Origin of the sequence: Candidatus Tumulicola sp. (assembly GCA_036490475.1) — a bacterium.
GTDB lineage: Bacteria > Vulcanimicrobiota > Vulcanimicrobiia > Vulcanimicrobiales > Vulcanimicrobiaceae > Tumulicola.
Genome location: DASXDT010000006.1, coordinates 866,389 through 883,702 on the forward strand (window position 1 = coordinate 866,389; position 17,314 = coordinate 883,702).

12 protein-coding genes are annotated in these 17,314 nt (G+C 62.6%); all 12 read right to left on the bottom strand.

Features of this window, described 5'->3' with window-relative positions:
• Window positions 1-7 precede the first annotated feature (7 nt).
• Window positions 8-775: an acyl-ACP--UDP-N-acetylglucosamine O-acyltransferase gene (lpxA, locus tag VGF98_11550; protein HEY1682265.1), complete on the bottom strand. Its 768-nt coding sequence runs from the start codon at window positions 773-775 to the stop codon at window positions 8-10.
• Window positions 772-1,245 carry a 3-hydroxyacyl-ACP dehydratase FabZ gene (fabZ, locus tag VGF98_11555; GenBank protein HEY1682266.1) on the bottom strand — a complete coding sequence of 158 codons (474 nt, stop codon included), beginning with the start codon at window positions 1,243-1,245 and terminating at the stop codon, window positions 772-774. The genes lpxA and fabZ overlap by 4 nt, the downstream gene beginning before the upstream one ends.
• Window positions 1,246-1,260: 15 nt before the next feature.
• On the bottom strand, window positions 1,261-2,121 hold the full coding sequence (lpxC, locus tag VGF98_11560; protein HEY1682267.1) for a UDP-3-O-acyl-N-acetylglucosamine deacetylase: 861 nt from the start codon (window positions 2,119-2,121) through the stop codon (window positions 1,261-1,263).
• Window positions 2,114-3,139, bottom strand: a complete 1,026-nt coding sequence (gene lpxD, locus VGF98_11565; protein HEY1682268.1) for a UDP-3-O-(3-hydroxymyristoyl)glucosamine N-acyltransferase — start codon at window positions 3,137-3,139, stop codon at window positions 2,114-2,116. Before lpxD ends, lpxC begins: the two co-directional genes overlap by 8 nt.
• Window position 3,140: 1 nt before the next feature.
• Window positions 3,141-3,551, bottom strand: a complete 411-nt coding sequence (locus VGF98_11570) for an OmpH family outer membrane protein (GenBank protein ID HEY1682269.1) — start codon at window positions 3,549-3,551, stop codon at window positions 3,141-3,143.
• Complete coding sequence (locus tag VGF98_11575) at window positions 3,548-4,849, bottom strand: hypothetical protein (protein ID HEY1682270.1); 1,302 nt, start codon at window positions 4,847-4,849, stop codon at window positions 3,548-3,550. The genes VGF98_11570 and VGF98_11575 overlap by 4 nt, the downstream gene beginning before the upstream one ends.
• Window positions 4,824-5,627 carry a hypothetical protein gene (locus tag VGF98_11580; protein HEY1682271.1) on the bottom strand — a complete coding sequence of 268 codons (804 nt, stop codon included), beginning with the start codon at window positions 5,625-5,627 and terminating at the stop codon, window positions 4,824-4,826. Before VGF98_11580 ends, VGF98_11575 begins: the two co-directional genes overlap by 26 nt.
• A gap of 9 nt (window positions 5,628-5,636) precedes the next feature.
• Window positions 5,637-7,901, bottom strand: a complete 2,265-nt coding sequence (locus VGF98_11585; GenBank protein ID HEY1682272.1) for a POTRA domain-containing protein — start codon at window positions 7,899-7,901, stop codon at window positions 5,637-5,639.
• A 172-nt stretch (window positions 7,902-8,073) separates the two neighbouring features.
• Entirely contained in the window at window positions 8,074-13,335 is a 5,262-nt protein-coding gene (locus VGF98_11590; GenBank protein ID HEY1682273.1) for a translocation/assembly module TamB domain-containing protein, read from the bottom strand.
• An 88-nt stretch (window positions 13,336-13,423) separates the two neighbouring features.
• Complete coding sequence (gene gyrB / locus VGF98_11595; protein ID HEY1682274.1) at window positions 13,424-15,328, bottom strand: DNA topoisomerase (ATP-hydrolyzing) subunit B; 1,905 nt, start codon at window positions 15,326-15,328, stop codon at window positions 13,424-13,426.
• Entirely contained in the window at window positions 15,318-16,172 is an 855-nt protein-coding gene (locus VGF98_11600; protein ID HEY1682275.1) for a DUF721 domain-containing protein, read from the bottom strand. The genes gyrB and VGF98_11600 overlap by 11 nt, the downstream gene beginning before the upstream one ends.
• Window positions 16,166-17,275 carry a DNA replication/repair protein RecF gene (gene recF, locus VGF98_11605; protein ID HEY1682276.1) on the bottom strand — a complete coding sequence of 370 codons (1,110 nt, stop codon included), beginning with the start codon at window positions 17,273-17,275 and terminating at the stop codon, window positions 16,166-16,168. The genes VGF98_11600 and recF overlap by 7 nt, the downstream gene beginning before the upstream one ends.
• Between the last annotated feature and the right edge of the window lie 39 nt (window positions 17,276-17,314).

Genomic DNA, 17,314 nt, shown 5'->3' on the forward strand with positions numbered 1-17,314 from the left:
GCCGCGCTCATTTCAGGACGCCGCGCTGCGAGCGCGATTCCAAGAACTCGACGATTTCTTTGCCGGGAGCCGTCGCCGCTTGATCCTTCATGACGGCCAGCGCCTGCGAAACGTTCATCTTCGGGTTGTACAACGTCTTGTAAAACCGTTTGATTTCGGTACGCTCTTCGGCCGTAAAGTTTGCGCGCCGCAAACCGACGCTGTTCAATCCGTACGGACGCGCGGGGTTTCCTTCGATCAGAAAAAACGGTGGAACATCCTTGGTGATCTTGCTCGCACCACCGACCATGGCATAGCGCCCGATTCGGGTGAATTGATGCACGCCGGCCTGACCGCCGATGGTCGCAAAATCGCCGACTTCGACGTGCCCGGCCAACTGCGCCAAATTACTCATGGTCACGCCGTTTCCCAGCATGCAGTTGTGCGCGATGTGCGTGTAGGCCAGCAGCAGACAATCGTCGCCCACGGCCGTCACCTCTTCTTCGCCGGTCGCGCGCTGGATGCTGACGTACTCCCGTAGCACGGTTCGACTACCGATTCGCGTGTACGCACGCTCGCCGACGTATTTACGATCTTGCGAAGCGGCCCCGATGGTCGCAAACGGATAGATCTGGCAGTCTTCGCCGATCTCGGTCCAGCCGTTGACGACGATATGCGCTTGCAGCACGCTGCCGGCACCAATTTTGACGTGCTCGCCGACGACGCAATACGGACCGACCTCGGTCGTCCTCGCGATGACCGCGCTGGGATGAACGATCGCGGTAGGATGGATCACGGATGCAACACCGTCGCATCCGCGCCGTACATATTTTGATTGGTGACGATCGAAAACATCAACTCGGCGGCGCACACCAATTGACCGTCGACGCTGGCGTTGGCGGCGCACCATCCGATGTTGCGCTTGTGCCGGAGAATCGTTACTTCCATATCGAGGCGGTCTCCGGGAATAACCGGCCGTCGAAACTTGGCCTTATCGATACCGGCGAGATATGGCGTCTTGCGTGAAAATTCGCCCGGCTCGAGTACTACCGCTCCGCCCAATTGCGCCATCGCTTCGAGCATGTACACGCCCGGAAACAACGGGTTGCCCGGAAAGTGTCCGGTGAACACGGGCTCGTTGTAGGTGATGTTTTTATAACCGCGCACCCGCACCATCGGTTCGAGTTCGGTAATTCTGTCGATCAACAGAATCGGGAACCGGTGCGGCAGCACATCGAGAATCTGCCGTATATCTAACTCCGACACACGCCTCCTCCTGGCTTATGACGCCATGCGCGCGCGCAATGCGCGCGTAGCTGCGGCATGTAGTTCGTGTCCGCTCTTGATCGCCACGATGTCGCAACGCGGCCACGCGCCGAGCAGTGCGAAATCGCCGATCAGATCCAACACTTTATGGCGAACGACTTCGTTGGACCAGCGCAACGGCTGCATCGGTCCATCCACCGCGAACACGATTGCGGTTTCGAGACTTCCACCCAAGGCCAACCCGCGCTCGCGAAGCGCTTCGACTTCATGCAAATATCCGAACGTTCGCGCGCCCGCGATCTCGTCGCGATAGCTCGCGGCGTCGATTTCGCCTTCGTAATACTCGGCGCCGATCGGCGGCGGAAAATCGGCGACGAACCGAACGCGAAACGCCGGTGCCGGCAATGCCGCGATCGTACGGTCTCCAACGGTCAACACGAACGGTTTCTCCAGGTCGAGCGTGGCTCGTTCGGCGTCCTGGGATTCGACGCCGGCGGACGCGATGGCGTCGACGAACGCTCGTGCGCTTCCGTCGGCGATCGGAATCTCGCGGCCGTCGACCCGGATGTCGGCGTTCGACACGCCCATTGCAAACAATGCCGATAGGAGATGCTCGGTGGTGGAAACGCTGGCGCCGTCGCGGCCGATGACGGTGGCGCGCGACGTATCGATCACGTTTTCGGCTAACGCCGGCACGCGCACCCGTCTCCCGGGCGTATGCGGATGTGCGAGGTCGAATGCGAGCCCGGCATTGGCCGCTGCGGGAAGTACCTCCACAGCACAATGCGCGCCGGTGTGCAGGCCGACACCTTCGAAATGCAGTGGCGCGCCGAGCGTTGCTTGCGTCATCGGGCGATACGTCGCGCCGTTACTCACGGTCTCGTTCGAGCGCGCGCTCCAAAACGTCGACACGAGCGACGAGCTTTGGCAGGTTACGAATCATGACCTCTCGCCGCAAATCTTCGCGGTGATTGCGCGCCGGATTACCGGAAACCGTCGTACCGGGCGGCACATCGCCCCAAACGCCCGATTGACCGGCGACGCTCGCGCCGGAACCAATCGTCATGTGCCCTCTGGTGCCGACTTGTCCCGCGATTTGCACGCCATCGCCGACGACGGTCGATCCGGCCAGACCGGTGAGTGCGGCGAGCACGCAGTTCTTACCGATGCGGCAGTTGTGACCGATCTGCACGAGGTTGTCGATCTTGGTTCCGGCGCCGATCTGCGTGCTTCCGGTCTGCGCGCGATCCACGCACGTATTGGCGCCGATCTCGACGTCGTCGTCCAAGACCACGTTGCCGATTTGCGGAATACGTTCGAGCCGGCCATCTAGAAACGCCCAGCCGAAACCTTCGCTGCCGATCACGCACCCGGCATGCAGCACGACGCGATTTCCCACCACGCAGCCCGCCATGACGCGCGCGCCCGGGTGCAGCCACACGTCATCGCCGATCCTCGCACCGTCGCCGACGTACGCACCGGCGCTCAAAGCTGTTCCCCGGCCGATGCTGGCGCCCGAACCGACGTAAACGTGCGCGGCGACGTAGGCGTCAGCCGCAACGTCGGCATCGGGAGCGATGGCCGCCAACGGATGGCGATGGGGGCCGAGTGGCCTGGGCGCGCGCAAGCCCGCCAGCAGGCTTGCCAGCGCGTGCCGCACGTGATCCACGATCAAGAGGGGCTTGGTGGAACGTTCCGGCGCGATCGCCGCGTCTACCAAAACGGCTTCCGCAGTGCCGGCGAGGGCCTTTGCTAAATAGCGTGCGTCGGTCGCAAACGTTAGGGCGCCGGGCCCGGCTTCGTCGACGGCGGCGATCCGCGTAATCGCAACGTCTCCATCGCCGGCCACGCGGCCGCCGACGCGCTCCGACAGTTGACGAAGCGTTCCGAGCAAACTACGTTCCGGGCGAAGGGGTCGCTTTTTCCGTAATGTTGAGCGACTTCTCGACGTCGGGGGTGATGTCGACGCCGCCGTAGCCGATACCCTCGCGCGTCAACACGAGCTTCAGCTGCTTCTGCTGCGCAATTTTGGTGGCCGCGACGCGGATCTGCTGCGTCAACTGCTCGGTGATCTTGCTGTACTTTTGTTCCAACACGAACGCTGCGCGTTGCTTCTGACGAGCGTTTCCGCGCTGCGATTGGATCGACTTTTCGTCCGCTAGCAGTTGATTTTGATAGCCTTGATATTCCGGCCAGTTCGTAACGATGCGCTGCACGTCGACCAGCCCGATCGGGCTGGACGTGCCGCAACCGGTCATACCGGCAAGGGTGGCGGCGCAAAAGACTGCGTAAAGATGCTTTTTCACTCGTGTTGGCTTTCGACGTCCTTGATGATGTCGTTCGTCAGGTCGTAGCCGCCCGGGGCGGCGTTGACGTTTTCGAAGACGATGCTAAAACCGCGTTCTTGGGCGATGCGCGACGCATCGCGCGAAACCTGATCGGAGATCTGTTTGTAGAGCGCTCCCCGGCGCTTCTGCAATGCGGCGAGCTCGGTTGCAGCCGCTCCGGTGGCCCCGACGTCTGCGCCGTGGAGCGCAGCAAATTGCCGGTCTAGGTCGGATTTCGTCGCGTTGTAGTCGCCTACCGTTTTTTGCGCGTCTCTCTGGAATTGCGCCGTGAAGGTGCGATGGATGTCGGCGATCTGTTTCTTGACGTTGGGCGGGACGGCCGCAGGCACGGCCGGGGCGGCTCCCATGTTCCGCAGCTGGGCCCCTACTTCGTTCCGGCGCTCCAGCAGCTTGGCTTGGGTCTCCCCTTGCATCGAAGAAACCTGGGATCGAATCGCGCTCGAGGTCTGCGCGTCGAGTTGACGATGATAGGCCTGCAACGTTGCAGCGTCGGAACGGCGCTGTGCGTCCAGCGCGTTGTTCTCTTTCACATTGAGCGCGGCGAGCTGGTTCTGCAGATCCTTACGGGTGCTCTCGTCCATCGCCAGATTCGAGAGGCGGGTGCGAATGGCCAACCGCTGCGATGCATCGGCCTGCGACAATTTGAGCGATGCGTCGGTTTCTTGCTGCTGCAATTGCTCGGCCTTGGCGCGGTATTTTTGCGCGGCCTGTATCTGTAACTGGCGGACGACCGAATTGGACGCGGCGTTACCGGCCGACAGAACGCTCTGCTGATACGATTGGAAATCTTGATTGGCGGCCGCGACGGCCTGGCGTGCCTGGGAGGCCGAAGCGCCGTTCATTTGCATCGCGGCCGCGGCCGCGCCGCTGATGCCGGCAGCGCGCAGCGCCGCAGAAACGGCCTGCGCTTCTTTGGCCGCGTACGAGCTTTGCTTCTGTGCGAGTATTTTATTGGCGCGATCCTGCGCCGCCCGCAACTCGCCGTTGAGTATCGACGTCTGCTTCGCGATCTGCGACGCGCTCAACGGGACGCGCGGCGCCGCCGCGCTTAAATTGATCGACGCGATCGCGTCGTCGATTTGCGAAAGCTGCGGATACAGCGGATGATGCTTTACGACCTCGTCCAAGCGGACGTAGCCCGTGCCGCGGATCGACGACGAATGCACGTTTGCGCCGCACCCGGACGGCAACACGGCCGCGACAAGCATCGCGACGGCGAGCGTTCGGAGCCTATTTGGCGAGATCGTTTTGGACATCCGCGGTGATGTCCGTGCCACCATAAATGACGTCGGCACGATCGATCACCAATAGCAGCTTCTTCGACGACGCGACGCTGGCGGTCGCGCTCTTCGTTTGATCGACGAGCGGCTTGAGCAACTGGTCCTGCTTATCGGAGATGACCTTATTGAACTGGTCGAAGACTTTCTTCTTATCGGCGTCGGTTTTGGCTTGTGCCAGTTGCGGCGCGAATAGGGTGCGTTGGGTCGTCTCGAACTGCGTCATTTCGTCGTTGGCGGTTTTGACTTTTGCGACGTTATCGAGAACCGACTGATCGACGAATCCGATCTCCGACGGCGGCGGCGACGCGGCCGGCGGCTGCAGCGCTTGACCGCTCGAGAAGAGCGTTGCGACATCGCGCGTGATATCTTGACCGCCAAAAATGACGATACGTTTATCGACGACGATCGAAAGGTTCTTCGCCGAGCTCACTTGCGCGATCGCTAGTTGCGCGCGCTGGAACATCGGACCGACGATCTCGCGTTGCTTATCTTGAAATGCTTGTTGGAACTGCAGCGTGATGCGTTGGCGATCGGCGTCGCTGCCGACGTGCCGCAACGCGGCGTTGTACTGCGCGTCCATCTGCGCCTTGGCGCCGGCCAACGCGCGATTCGCGCCGACGAACTGCGGCATACTCGCCAACTGCGCCTGATCGACAAACCCCACGTCGGTGAGGTCGGCGCCGATCGCCGCCGGAGCGACGACGACGGCCAACAGCGCGGCAGCTGCGAAAGAACCGATGATCCGAAGCTTCATACCTTCCTCTTAAAAGCTCTGGCCGATGCCGAAGCTCGTATGCGTACCGTCGGCGCCCTTGGCGAAGTCGATACGTACGGTGCGCAACCCAAGCTGCGGGACGTCGAATCGAACGCCGACGCCGTAGTCGCCGTATAGCGCCCAATTACCCGGATATCCTACGATACGGTTCGTATACTGGTCCAACAGTGGGTAGGCGCCGCGAATGCGGTAGTCGAGTTCGTCGATGAACGCGGCCAGCGTAATTCGGCGATCCAACGCCAACGGCTGCCGAAGTTCGATCTGCCCGAGCCCGGCATCGGTCGCATAAAACACGGTATTATATCCGCGCATCTGTTGGTCGGAGAACGTGACCAACTGACTGGGCGGGATCACGCCTGACGACCCGTTCAACTGCAAGTGGAAGCCGAGCGTCGCCTCCTTGAGCACCGGGAAGAACTTCGCGATGTTCAACGTAGACTGCGTGAACTTGAAGTTCGAGCCGAATGCCGGCATCGAGATCATCGAGGTCAGGGAGGCGTTCACGCCGTTGCGCGGATTGAATGGATCGTCGAGCGTCGACGTGGTCAAACCGATGACGGCCGTGTTGAGCTTGTACGGGGCACCGGTGTTGACGTTGGCGATCGACGATGCGGCGATACCGAACGAGCCGCCATAGGAGTTGATACTCGAGTTGATCGGACCGGGCGTGGGTCCGACGAAAATGTTCGGCTGATTGCCCTGGAAGTAGTACGGAGACGGCACCGTCGTGCTATAGCGAATCGTCTGCGCTCCGCCCGTTACGGACAGAATCGTATAATCGCTTAAGCGCCGAGCGATACTTGCATTGGCACCGGTGGCGCTCGACGAGTTGGTCGCGACGACGTTCGACAACTCCGACGATGTGCTCGATCCGTACAGCGTCACGGGAATCGGTGCCGGCGTGGCGCCGACCGATTTGATGCCCGGGCCGCTCGACGTCACACCGTAGACCGGATAGTAGTAGGTCGTGTTGTTCGTAAAGAGCGAACCGCCGACGCTGTATTTTTGTGACTGCGGAGTGTTGCCGAGATACGGCACCTGAACGGACAGCTGGGCGACACCGGTGCGCGCGCCCTTCTCGAGCTGCAGCGATCCGGAGTTGCCGGTGCCTTGCAAGTTGTTGTCGGAGAAGCCGAGCGTGCCGTACAAGCCCTGTCCGGTCAATCCACCCGAGTAGCCGAAGCCGACCGAGGCCTGTGCGGTACGCTGCTCGGTGACGTGCCACACCAGCGTTACTAGCTGCGGCTTCTTCGGATCCGGACCCGGAACGATGTTAGGTTCGACCTTCGAGAAGAAATTGAGCGAGTTCAGACGCTCGTAATCGCGCTTGACGGCGTCGGTGTTGAGAACCGTACCCGGGACCTCGCGCAGAACGCGCCGGATGACGGCGTCCTTGGTGCGGGTGTTTCCGGTGATCTCGACGGCGGCGACGCGGGCCACATAAATGTTGTACTTGACGTCGACCGTGCCCGCTTTGAGATCGATCGACGACGGATCGGGACCGGCTTCGAAGTTACCGAGCTCGAGATGGAACTTATCTTCGTACAGTTTCTGCAGCGCCTTATAATCGGCGTCGCGGACGGCATCCGAGTACTCGGTTCCCTCCTTGACCGTCAGTGCCGGCAGAATGATCTGCGGCGGCAGCAGCGGGTCGCCGCCGATAATAATGTGCCGGACGATCAGACCCTCTTGAATCGTCAGGGTCACCGCACCCGTTTTCGGATCCAGGTTGATGTCTTTAACGTGCGTGGGCACCTGGCCGGCGTAGCCGATGCGCTCGTAATAGTTATTGATCTTCAGAACGTCTTGCCGGAAGGTGTTGGTATTGAACACCTGGCCGACCGACAAGTCCATCAACGCCAACAGCGTATCGCTGGGCACCTTTTGGTTGCCGGCAAACGTTATCTTAGTGATGACGGGGTTTTCGACGACGCGATACGTGATCGCGATGCCGTTCGGACGCTGCCGGATCAGCGGTGGCGCGATGTCGGCGAAGTAGCCGAGCGAGTTAATCCGCGCTAGGTCTTCTTGGATGACTTTCGGATCGTACGCCTGACCGGGACGCGCTTGCACGACCGCCATGATCGTCGCCGTTGGCACGTGCAGATTGCCCGTGACATCGACGGAAACGATCTGGTTCCCGTTCGCGGGTGCGGTAGCGGCGACCATCGGCGAAGCCGCGATCACAAACGCGAGCAGGGCGCCGGCCCAGCACGCCAGCGCGCGGAGGGCGCCCCGAAGGTCGAAGGTCATGCGAAAAATCGTCCTCGAATTGAAAGAGCGAAGCTGACGGCGTCAGCAAACGGAGGGTGCGAACGGACGCACCGGATGGGACCCGGGTCGGCGTGTTCGCCCCGCCGGACCCCGGTCCTTGCCTTGAAGATTAGGGTCGGATTGAGCAATTGCGCCGCAACGCAACAACCACTTACCATAAGTAGCGCTGCACCGATACGTTAAAGCCGCTATTCCCGAGCAGTGGCTGAGATAGAAGCAGGCCGTTAGACGGCCCGACGATCGTCACCGGTTCTTGGAACAGCTTGGTCGGGCTCGTTTGGTAGAAAAAGTTCAACGTGGCCGAGGTAAACGGGCTCGGCTGCATCTTGATACCGAACGACTGGATTTGTGGAATCCCGAAGGTGGTCGCATACACGGCGCTCACCGTTTTCCCGAGCAGCCGGGTTGCGGTAATCCCTACGTTTCCGTAGTAACCGAGGTTCAAATCCACGCTCGAGAGACCGAGCCCTTGGCCGAGCGCACCCTCAAGCGGTGCAAGCAAGCCCGCAGCAAACTGCGCGTTGAGAATATTGAACGCTTCCTGACCCACAGTGATCACGCCGTTACGCGTTTGGTACGCGCCGGCCGGCAACGGTGAAACCGCGCCGAGCGGCGTTATGCCGCCCGGCGATTCGACTTGATACGGCGATTGTGAATTGAACGCGATGCCGTTGAGAAAGCCGCCGAACGGCGCGATCATCGAAATGATCTGGTCGCGGGTGTAACCGGATGGATTGGTCGTGAAGTCGATTTTCAGACCGTCGATCGGACCGTCGACGGCAATCGTGATTTCTGCTTGCCCGTAGGGGTTGCGCGCGCGGTCCGGATCGGGGTTGACGACGCTCGTGGTTGCGACCGCGTGGATGTCGGGGACGAGTCCGGCACCTTGGGCGAACGACACATTGCCTTCGTGCACCCGAAACGCGCGATCGAAGTAGGTGAGCGTTCCGCCCGTCGAGCCGATCGAGCCGATCAACTGCGGGGAGCTCGTCGTGCCGGCTAACCGCACCGAACCGGCAACGCCGATATCGAGTCCGGCGCCGTATCCGGATCCGCGCACCCGCACGTTACGACCGGCAGCCGCATCCACGTCGAACGCCAGCGGCGGAAGATGGAAGGCGCTTGCACTCGTCGTGGTGTCCGCGTCGCCGCCTTGCGCGGCATGCAGAAAGGCAGCGAACGGCAGGCTCGCATCGGACAAAGTTGCTTTGCCCGAAAGGAGCGCCGAAGACGACGGCGTCTTCGTTAGCGCGAGATCGGCGTTGAGCGTACCGGTCCCATACTCGGGTAAATCCAGTTGCGCGCCGGTCGCAATCGCTTTGACCACAAACGAGAATCCGCTTCGCGCTTGAAACCCGTGCGGAAACGCGACTCGGCCGGAAGCATCGACGGTGCCGGATCCAAGCCGAGCGCCGGCCCGATCGATCGACGCGCTCGTGCGGTCGAACGTCAAACGACCGACGGCGTTGGTAATCGGCGTGCGCTCGACGTTGCTGACGTACGAACCGTTTTGCAGCGTCGCGTGTCCGATCACGATCGGCCGCGCGATCGTTCCCGTCAACCCGAGATGGCCGTCGATCGATCCGCTCAACCGCGTGCCGTTGCCGAGCAATCCGTCGATCGCGGCCGGATTCAATCCCACCGCATCGATATCGAAGCTGATCGGTTGGTCTTGCGGACCGATACGCAATGGCGCCAATTCTAACGGCAACGACCCGGCCAGCGTTAACTCGCCTCCGGAAATCGTCGCGCCGGCATTCGATAGCACGAGCGATCGCCCGTGCAAGCGCACCTCGCCGAAAAACGACGAGATGGCGATGCCGTACGCGTCGACGTCCGTGGCGTCGATCCCGGCGACGAACGACGGCGAACGGAACGTTCCGCCGACGTGCAAGGTCGATTCGAACGATCCGGAGATCGGAATACTTGCGCCGGTTACTTGAGCGACCAACACCGGCAATTGCGATGTGGCCGCATGGAGCGACACGTCGACTGGATCGCCGGGACGCAGTCCGATCGAGCCGCCCACCGTCGCCTGTAAACCGCGCGTTGCGATTTCGGCGTTGTCGATCGTCAATCGCCCGCTTCGGGCGTGTACCGCTGCCGTCGCAGTGTCGAGCGCGAGCGGCCCGACGCCACCATCTCGCACCGTCGCCTGTGCGCGCATCGCGGCATCCGGATACCGTCCGTCGATCCGCATCGTTGCGTCGGCGCGCCCCCGGATCGGCAATTGCGCGAAGCCGAATGCGGCGCTCCACAACGATAAGTCGGCGTTGGTAACCGAGGCCGAAAGGTTGTAGCGCGAATTCACGATCGTCGTTTGCAGATCGCTCGCCGGTCGAAGTACGAACGAACCGTTTGCGCTCAGCCGGCCCTCTTTTCCGCCGATGGACAACGCGCCGGTAACGGCATCGTGCGCGCTAGACCAGTTCGCAACGGCGCCGCCGATCGGCAGATCGCGCCACGCTAGACCCTCGATGGCCACGTTGCCGCGGCTGCGCATGCGCGCACGATCGAGCGCTGCGCTCAATGCGACGCTACCGCGGCCTGCAAACATGTCACCCGCGTCGAAGAAATTATTGAAGTCGGCGAGATCGGCCGATGGCGCCTCGACCGTTACGCGCGTGCGCTCGCGGCCGGTCGACGCGTCGAAACGCGCCGACGTCGAACCGATTCGAACGCTGCCGCCGTTTGCGCGCACCCCGCTCGCGTTAGCGAAGAGTTGCGCCGTCGCATCGACGAACGGCAAACCGTTGACGTTGCCGGCCGGTGCGTTGACGGTGCCGCCGACGTTCGGCGTGGCTCCGCTACCGCCGATGTGCAACCGCGCGTTGAACGTACCTTGTGTCATGTAGTTGGGATATCCCAGCGCGTGCAGCGTCGAAGCGACGTCGGCCGCCGGAACGTCCGCATCGAGCGCAAACGACGGGCCACCCGCGGCGAGCGATCCGATGTCGCCGTCGACTTTCGCGTACGTCGTTCCGAGCGACCCGATGACGCGACGCAAGTGCGCGGTTTCTCCCGAAAGCGCCACGTCGCCGTCGCCGGAAATCGCGTAGCGTTGCAGGCGTCCGCCCGCGATTGACACGCCGCCGTTGAATTCGGGCAACGGCGAACCGGCAGAAAGCCGGCCCGACGCCGTAACCCGGCCGGCATCGAGCGGCAATCCAAGACCGCGCAAACCAGCCGCTTTGATGTCGCGTACCGCAAGTGCCAAGCTGCCGGGGTCGCCGTGCGGCGAAAGCCCGAACGACCCGGACGCGACGACTTCACCGCCGTCGGCTTTTGCGAGCGCGGAATAAATTTGTAGCTGCGGACCTGCCACGGCGAGCGTGAGATCCGCCGAGTCGACCGGAATCCCGCGGAAGCTCGCGTCGTGCAAGCGCATGTTGCGCCCTTGTACGACGATCTTATTGCCCTCAACGGCGATCGACGCGCCGCCCGAGATGCCACCCCGCGCTCGCAGATCGGGCCCGATAAATTGCCGCAACCCTTCGAACGTTCCGCGATAGTCGCCGCCTGCAACGAACGCCTTGGACGACATCTGCCCGCTCCCCGAAAACGTTCCCCACGGTCCGGCGGCGCGGATACCGGTAATGCGCGCCGCGGCTGGCGAGCCATCGAAGGAAGCTCGTGCGAATGCAAACGGGACGGTCGCGATCGTCAGCGCGCCGGTCGCAATCGTTCCGGCGAGAGCGGCATCGGGTCCGGTGTTTCCACCCACAATCGCGGCCGCGCGCAGACTGCCGGACATCGGCGGAACGACCGGCAGCGTCAGCCCGGGAAACTGGGTTTGCAAGGCGTGTATCGATAGGCCGTCGGCCAGCGCCCAATAGGCGCTCGACGCGTGCGGACGGTCGAGCTGGTAGCCGCCGGTGAGGGAGCCCGAGCCGGAGTGCAGCCAGAACGGCGAAACCTCGGCCGTACCGGTCGGCCCGAGTTCGAAGATCGCGGCCATCGGACCGATGCCGCGGGCCGAAGAAGCCGCTCCATGTACCGCAAAGTTCAAATCGATTCCGTGGGCAACCGCGTCGAGCCGCACCGCCTCGTCGCCCATCAGCCGGTTCAAGAATGGTAAGCCGGACGCCGGCCCTGCAACGTGTAGCGCCAGCTCCGACGTCAGCCTCTTTCCGATCCCAAGGACACCCCTCAGCCACAGATGCGTCGTTCCGTAGGCCGCGGTCAGCGGGGCGAACCCAACCACGTTATGGTGATAGACCACGCCTGCGCGCAGGCCGTCGAACGGCACGTTGCGGTACACCAGATGCGGCGATGAGGCACGCGCAACGATGATAGGATCGCCGATCGGACCGGCGACCAGCACGCCCAATTGCAGCGCGCCGCGCATCGGTTCGCGACGCGTAAATGTGAACGCATTGCGCAACTGCGCGAGGTCGCCGTCGCCATGGATGCCGAGGCGCAGTTGCGGGCTGCCGGTCAGGCCTCCCGCGAAATCGTAGATTCCGCCGGTCACGTGCAAGCGCACGCCGGCCAGACTCGCGTCGATGCGGCGAAGAAAGAACGTGTCGTCGACCAGCTGCACGCGGCCGCGCACATTGTCGAGCGGCGCCGCCAACATCGCCAGAGCCAAGCTTCCGCCGTCGATATCCAACTGCAGGTTGGCGTGATAGTCGGGCGTGACGTTTGGCTGCACGTCGAGTGCGTACAAACGCGCATCGAAGTTGCGTGCGCGGCCTTTGAGCACGCGAATGACCGGCGAGTCGGCGAAGTAATTGGCCAACGCCCGCAGGGGAAACCGCGGCGCCCGGGCTCGATGCGTCGCATACCCACGCAGCGCGTCCATCGTACCGTCGATTGTAAACGGATCGTCGCGACGGGTTCCGGCAAAGGCGCCGCGCGCGCGATAGCGCGACACGGCTCCCGTATCGATCGACGCGTCAACTCGAAATCCGTGGATGACGACGCGCTTGGCGCTTGGATCGTAGGCAGCCGGTTCGAGCAGTTCCACCGCCGTATCGCGCAGCCGTAGTGTAAACCGCAAGGGAACGTTGTCGACCTCGACCGGCAATTGCGCTTGCGGAAGTTGCCAGGGGGCGGGCGGCCCGAGAAAGTTGTACGTGCCGTCCGCGGCGCGCTCGATGGTGAGCTTGGCCCCGTACACGTCGATCGCGGCAACTCCAAAACGCCTGGTGCTGCCGGGCAACAGATCGCGCAGCGAATAGCGCAGGTCGACGCGCGCCGCGTCGAGCAGTGGAATACCCGCGCGCGACACGTGGACGTCCTGCAATTCCAAAGCGTCGAACCCAACGCGCTGGCGTGCGATCGAAACGGAATAACCGGCCGCGCCGGCAGCCGCGCCGATGACGAACCGAACGAAATCGTGCCTGCGCGCTACGGCAAACCCGGCTACGAGCACGGCGGCCACCAGGCCGATCGCCAATACCTTGCGCACCTCGGAGTAGGTTATACCGCCTTTCGGCAAAGGCGCCCCTGCAGCGCGTGCTTACAGATGCATGAGGAACGCGGCGGCGCCAGGGTGGCTAGAGGTCGAGGTTCTTTACGCTCTTGGCGTATTCGAAGATGTACTGTTTGCGGGGCTCGACTTTGTCGCCCATCAGATCGCTGAAGATCTGCTCGGCTTCGACCGCATCTTCGATGGTGATTTGCTCTAACCGCCGGTGGCCGACTTCCATCGTCGTTTCGGCTAACTGATCCTCGTCCATTTCGCCGAGACCTTTGTACTGCTGAATGGTGAATTCTTTGGGATCTGCGTCGCCGATAATCGAGCGGTAGTCCGCTTCACTGAACGCCCACCATTGCTGCTTGCCCTTGCGGATGCCGTACAGCGGCGGTTGAGCGATGTACACGAAGCCGCCCTCGACCAGCGGCTTCATCTGGCGATAAAAGAACGTGAGCAAGAGCGTGCGGATGTGCGAGCCATCGACGTCGGCATCGGTCATGATGATGATCTTGTGATAGCGCAGCTTATCAAGATTGAACTCGTCGCCAAAGCCCGTTCCGAACGCGGTGATCATCGTCCGGATCTCTTCGTTCGCGAGGACTTTGTCAAGCCGCGCTTTTTCGACGTTGATGATCTTACCGCGCAGCGGCAAAATCGCTTGCGTCAGCGGGTCGCGTCCACCCTTGGCAGTGCCGCCCGCCGAATCGCCCTCGACCAAAAAGACTTCGCTCTCGGCCGGATTGGTATTCTTACAATCAATCAGCTTGCCGGGAAGGCCCGACCCTTCGAGCGCGTTCTTGCGGCGCGACAGGTCGCGGGCTTTTTTGGCCGCCTCGCGAGCGCGTTGGGCTTGCATGCACTTGTCGACGATCGTCCTGGCGACTTTCGGATTCTCTTCGAAAAAGAACTCGAGACGCTCGTTGACGAGACCGTACACGATGCTGCGGACTTTGTTATTGCCTAACTTGGTTTTGGTTTGACCTTCGAACTGCGGGTTTTCCAGCTTGACCGAAACGACGGCCGTCAGGCCTTCGAGAATATCGTCGGTCGATAACGAGGCTTCGCCCTCTTTGAGCATTCCGCGTTTGCGCGCGTAGCTATTGACGGCGTTGGTGACGGCCGTGCGAAAGCCCAGCACGTGCATGCCGCCTTCGATCGTATTGATGTTGTTGGCATAGGCGAAGATCTGCTCGGTGTACACGTTGGTGTATTGCATCGCAACTTCGACGTCGACGCCGTCGCGTTCGGAATGCGTCGAAACGATCGGATGCAGCGGATCTTTCTTTTCGTTAAGCCACTCGACGAACGACACGATGCCGCCTTCGAATTTGTACAAGCGCTCGCGCGGTTCGTCGCCGCGCTCGTCGCGGAGGGTAATTTCGAGCCCGCGATTGAGGAACGCCAATTCGCGCAGCCGCTTCTGCAGAATGTCCCAATGAAAGTCCAGGACTTCGAACATCGTTTCGTCGGGCTTAAACCACTGGAACGTGCCCGAGCCTTCGGCTCGACCGGTTTTCTTGAGCTTCTGCACCGTGATGCCGCGCTCGAAGCGCATCTCGTACGCCCAGCCGTCGCGTTTGACACGCGTGACCATCCATTCCGAGAGGGCATTGACGACCGAAATGCCGACGCCGTGCAAGCCGCCGGCCACTTTATATCCGCCCTTGCCGAACTTACCGCCGGCGTGCAAAATCGTCATGACGACTTCGACCGCGGGCAGCTTCTCCTCGGCATGGATGTCGATCGGGATGCCGCGACCATCGTCCTCGACCGAGCACGAGTTGTCTTTGTACAGTACGACCCGCACGTGTTGGGCGTGGCCGGCGAGGGCTTCGTCGACGGCGTTGTCGACGGCTTCGTACACCAACTGGTGCAATCCGCGCTCGGCGGTGTTGCCGATGTACATGCCCGGGCGCTTGCGAACGGCCTCTAAGCCACGCAGCACCTCGATTTGTTCGCCGGTATAACTATTATTATTCGCCATTCGTTTCCGTTCGTTGCGTTTCGTAGAGCCGGTCATACGACGCGTCGCCTAACACGCCGCGCATAACCGCGGGATCGATTTCGTGCGGCCGAAGCCGCGTTGCGAGCAACACGTATGCGCTCGCCAAGCCACGTTCGCCCGGAGCCGGATGCTCGGCCGACGCCGCGCGGGCGCGTTCGAGCGATTGCCGCCAGTCCGAGAGAAGCCGCGCGCGCAACACCTCATATTCGGTTCGCGACAACTCGTCGACCAGTTCCGCAGTTCCGGCATAACCGAGCCACGGCGCTTCAGCCAAAAGTCGCGCCGCTCGCTCCGTTCTGCGCCGGGTTAGGGCGCTTTCGCACGCAGCGCAACGCGCAGCACTTGAGGGTCGAAGCAAGGCGTTGCAGTTACCGCATTCTTTCCACCCAGCAACTCGTTTCGCCCGCTCCCAGCATTCTACGTGACGGCGGAAGGCGGCTAACGCGTCGGCCGCAGTTTCCGCTGCGGAGGCGCGCGGAACGGCCGCTTTCGGCATCGCAGTGGTGCGCGGCGACGTCCGCCGGCGCACGGCGGTGATCTTCCCCACTCTAAACCGCAAACGCGCGACCGATGTTTGCGGCGTACGCTCGCGGACGGCGGCCAACAACCCCTCCGCCAAAAACGTCAACTGCTGGCCCCACGCCCCCGACGTCGTCACGATGAACAGCGTACCTCGTTCGATTTTCACGGGTTGCGAGTTGCGAGCGATGTCGGCGCCGACGATCTCTGCCCAGGCGGTTGCAATGGCCGTAACCGGATCGTCGATTCGAGCCGAGCGCGCGGGCGTCCAGCGCGCCATTGCCTGCCCGAGCGGTTTTAGCACGCCACCGCCGTGACGTTCGCGCGTTCGACGGTATAGACGTGCGCACCCGACCGCAACGCGGGCGGCAACTGCACCGCCGTCAAGAACACTTGCTCGTACTCGCCCAGGCCGGCCACGAAGGCCGAGGCCCGCTCGTCATCCAGCTCCGACAGCACGTCGTCGAGCAAGAGCAGCGGCGCTTCCCCACCGCGATCGCGTAGCGTTGCATATTCGGCAAGTTTCAGCGCGAGCACCGCCGTGCGCTGCTGACCTTGCGATCCGTAGGTCGATAGCGATCGTCCGTCGAGGGTCAGTATTACATCGTCGCGATGCGGTCCGGTAACGGACGCTTTTCGCGCCCGCTCGACGTCGGCCGTTTCGCGAAGGCGGCGCTCGAAGGCGCGCGCGACATCTTCAGCGTCGAGCGCGTCGCACGCAATGTCGCCGGCGTACTCCACGTGCAGTACTTCGGCGCCCGCGGTGAAGCGCCGGTGCGACTCGGCGGCCGAAGTGTCGAGTTCTTGCACGAACCGGGCGCGCGCCGGAATAAGTTCGGCGGCCGATTCGATCAGCGTGCGGTTGTAGACATCGAGCAACTCGGGGTCGACCGGCGCGAGCGCGCGTAGGAGCGCATTCTTTTGCGCCAGCGTTTGCATGTAGCGGGCCAGCGCGCGATAGTAACGGGGCTCGGATTGCGCGAGAGCGCCGTTGAGCAGCGCCCGCCGCAGGGCCGGCGCACCGCCAATAAGCTGCAAATCGGCAGGCACGAACGTGACGACTCGTAGGTGCCCTAAAAAGCGGGCGTACCGGACATCGCTTCCGTTCACCGCAAACGCTTTGCGCGTGCCGCGCGCGCCGCGCACGACCGAACAGCCGAGATTCACGCTGCCGGCGCGAAGCATCGCCTCTCCCGTTACGGCGGCGCGCTCGCAACCGTAGCGGATCACCGATCCGTCGCGCAGCGCTCGGAACGACTTGCCGGTGCCGAGCATCGCGACGGCCTCGAGCAAGTTGCTCTTACCCTGCGCGTTACTCCCAACGAAGGCCGTCAAGCCCGGTCCGGGAGCGATTTCAAGGCGTTCGTAGTTGCGGAAGTCCAGCAGCTCGAGTCGCGTCAGTTGCATACGCGAACGGCGGCACGCGCCGCCGTTTTTGTCGTGCGC

What these genes read in the sequence shown, in the direction of transcription:
- VGF98_11585 (HEY1682272.1), bottom strand. Translation starts at nt 7,901, where the DNA reads ATGACCTTCGACCTTCGGGGCGCCCTCCGCGCGCTGGCGTGCTGGGCC.
- VGF98_11575 (HEY1682270.1), bottom strand. Translation starts at nt 4,849, where the DNA reads ATGTCCAAAACGATCTCGCCAAATAGGCTCCGAACGCTCGCCGTCGCG.
- recF (HEY1682276.1), bottom strand. Translation starts at nt 17,275, where the DNA reads ATGCAACTGACGCGACTCGAGCTGCTGGACTTCCGCAACTACGAACGC.
- VGF98_11580 (HEY1682271.1), bottom strand. Translation starts at nt 5,627, where the DNA reads ATGAAGCTTCGGATCATCGGTTCTTTCGCAGCTGCCGCGCTGTTGGCC.
- gyrB (HEY1682274.1), bottom strand. Translation starts at nt 15,328, where the DNA reads ATGGCGAATAATAATAGTTATACCGGCGAACAAATCGAGGTGCTGCGT.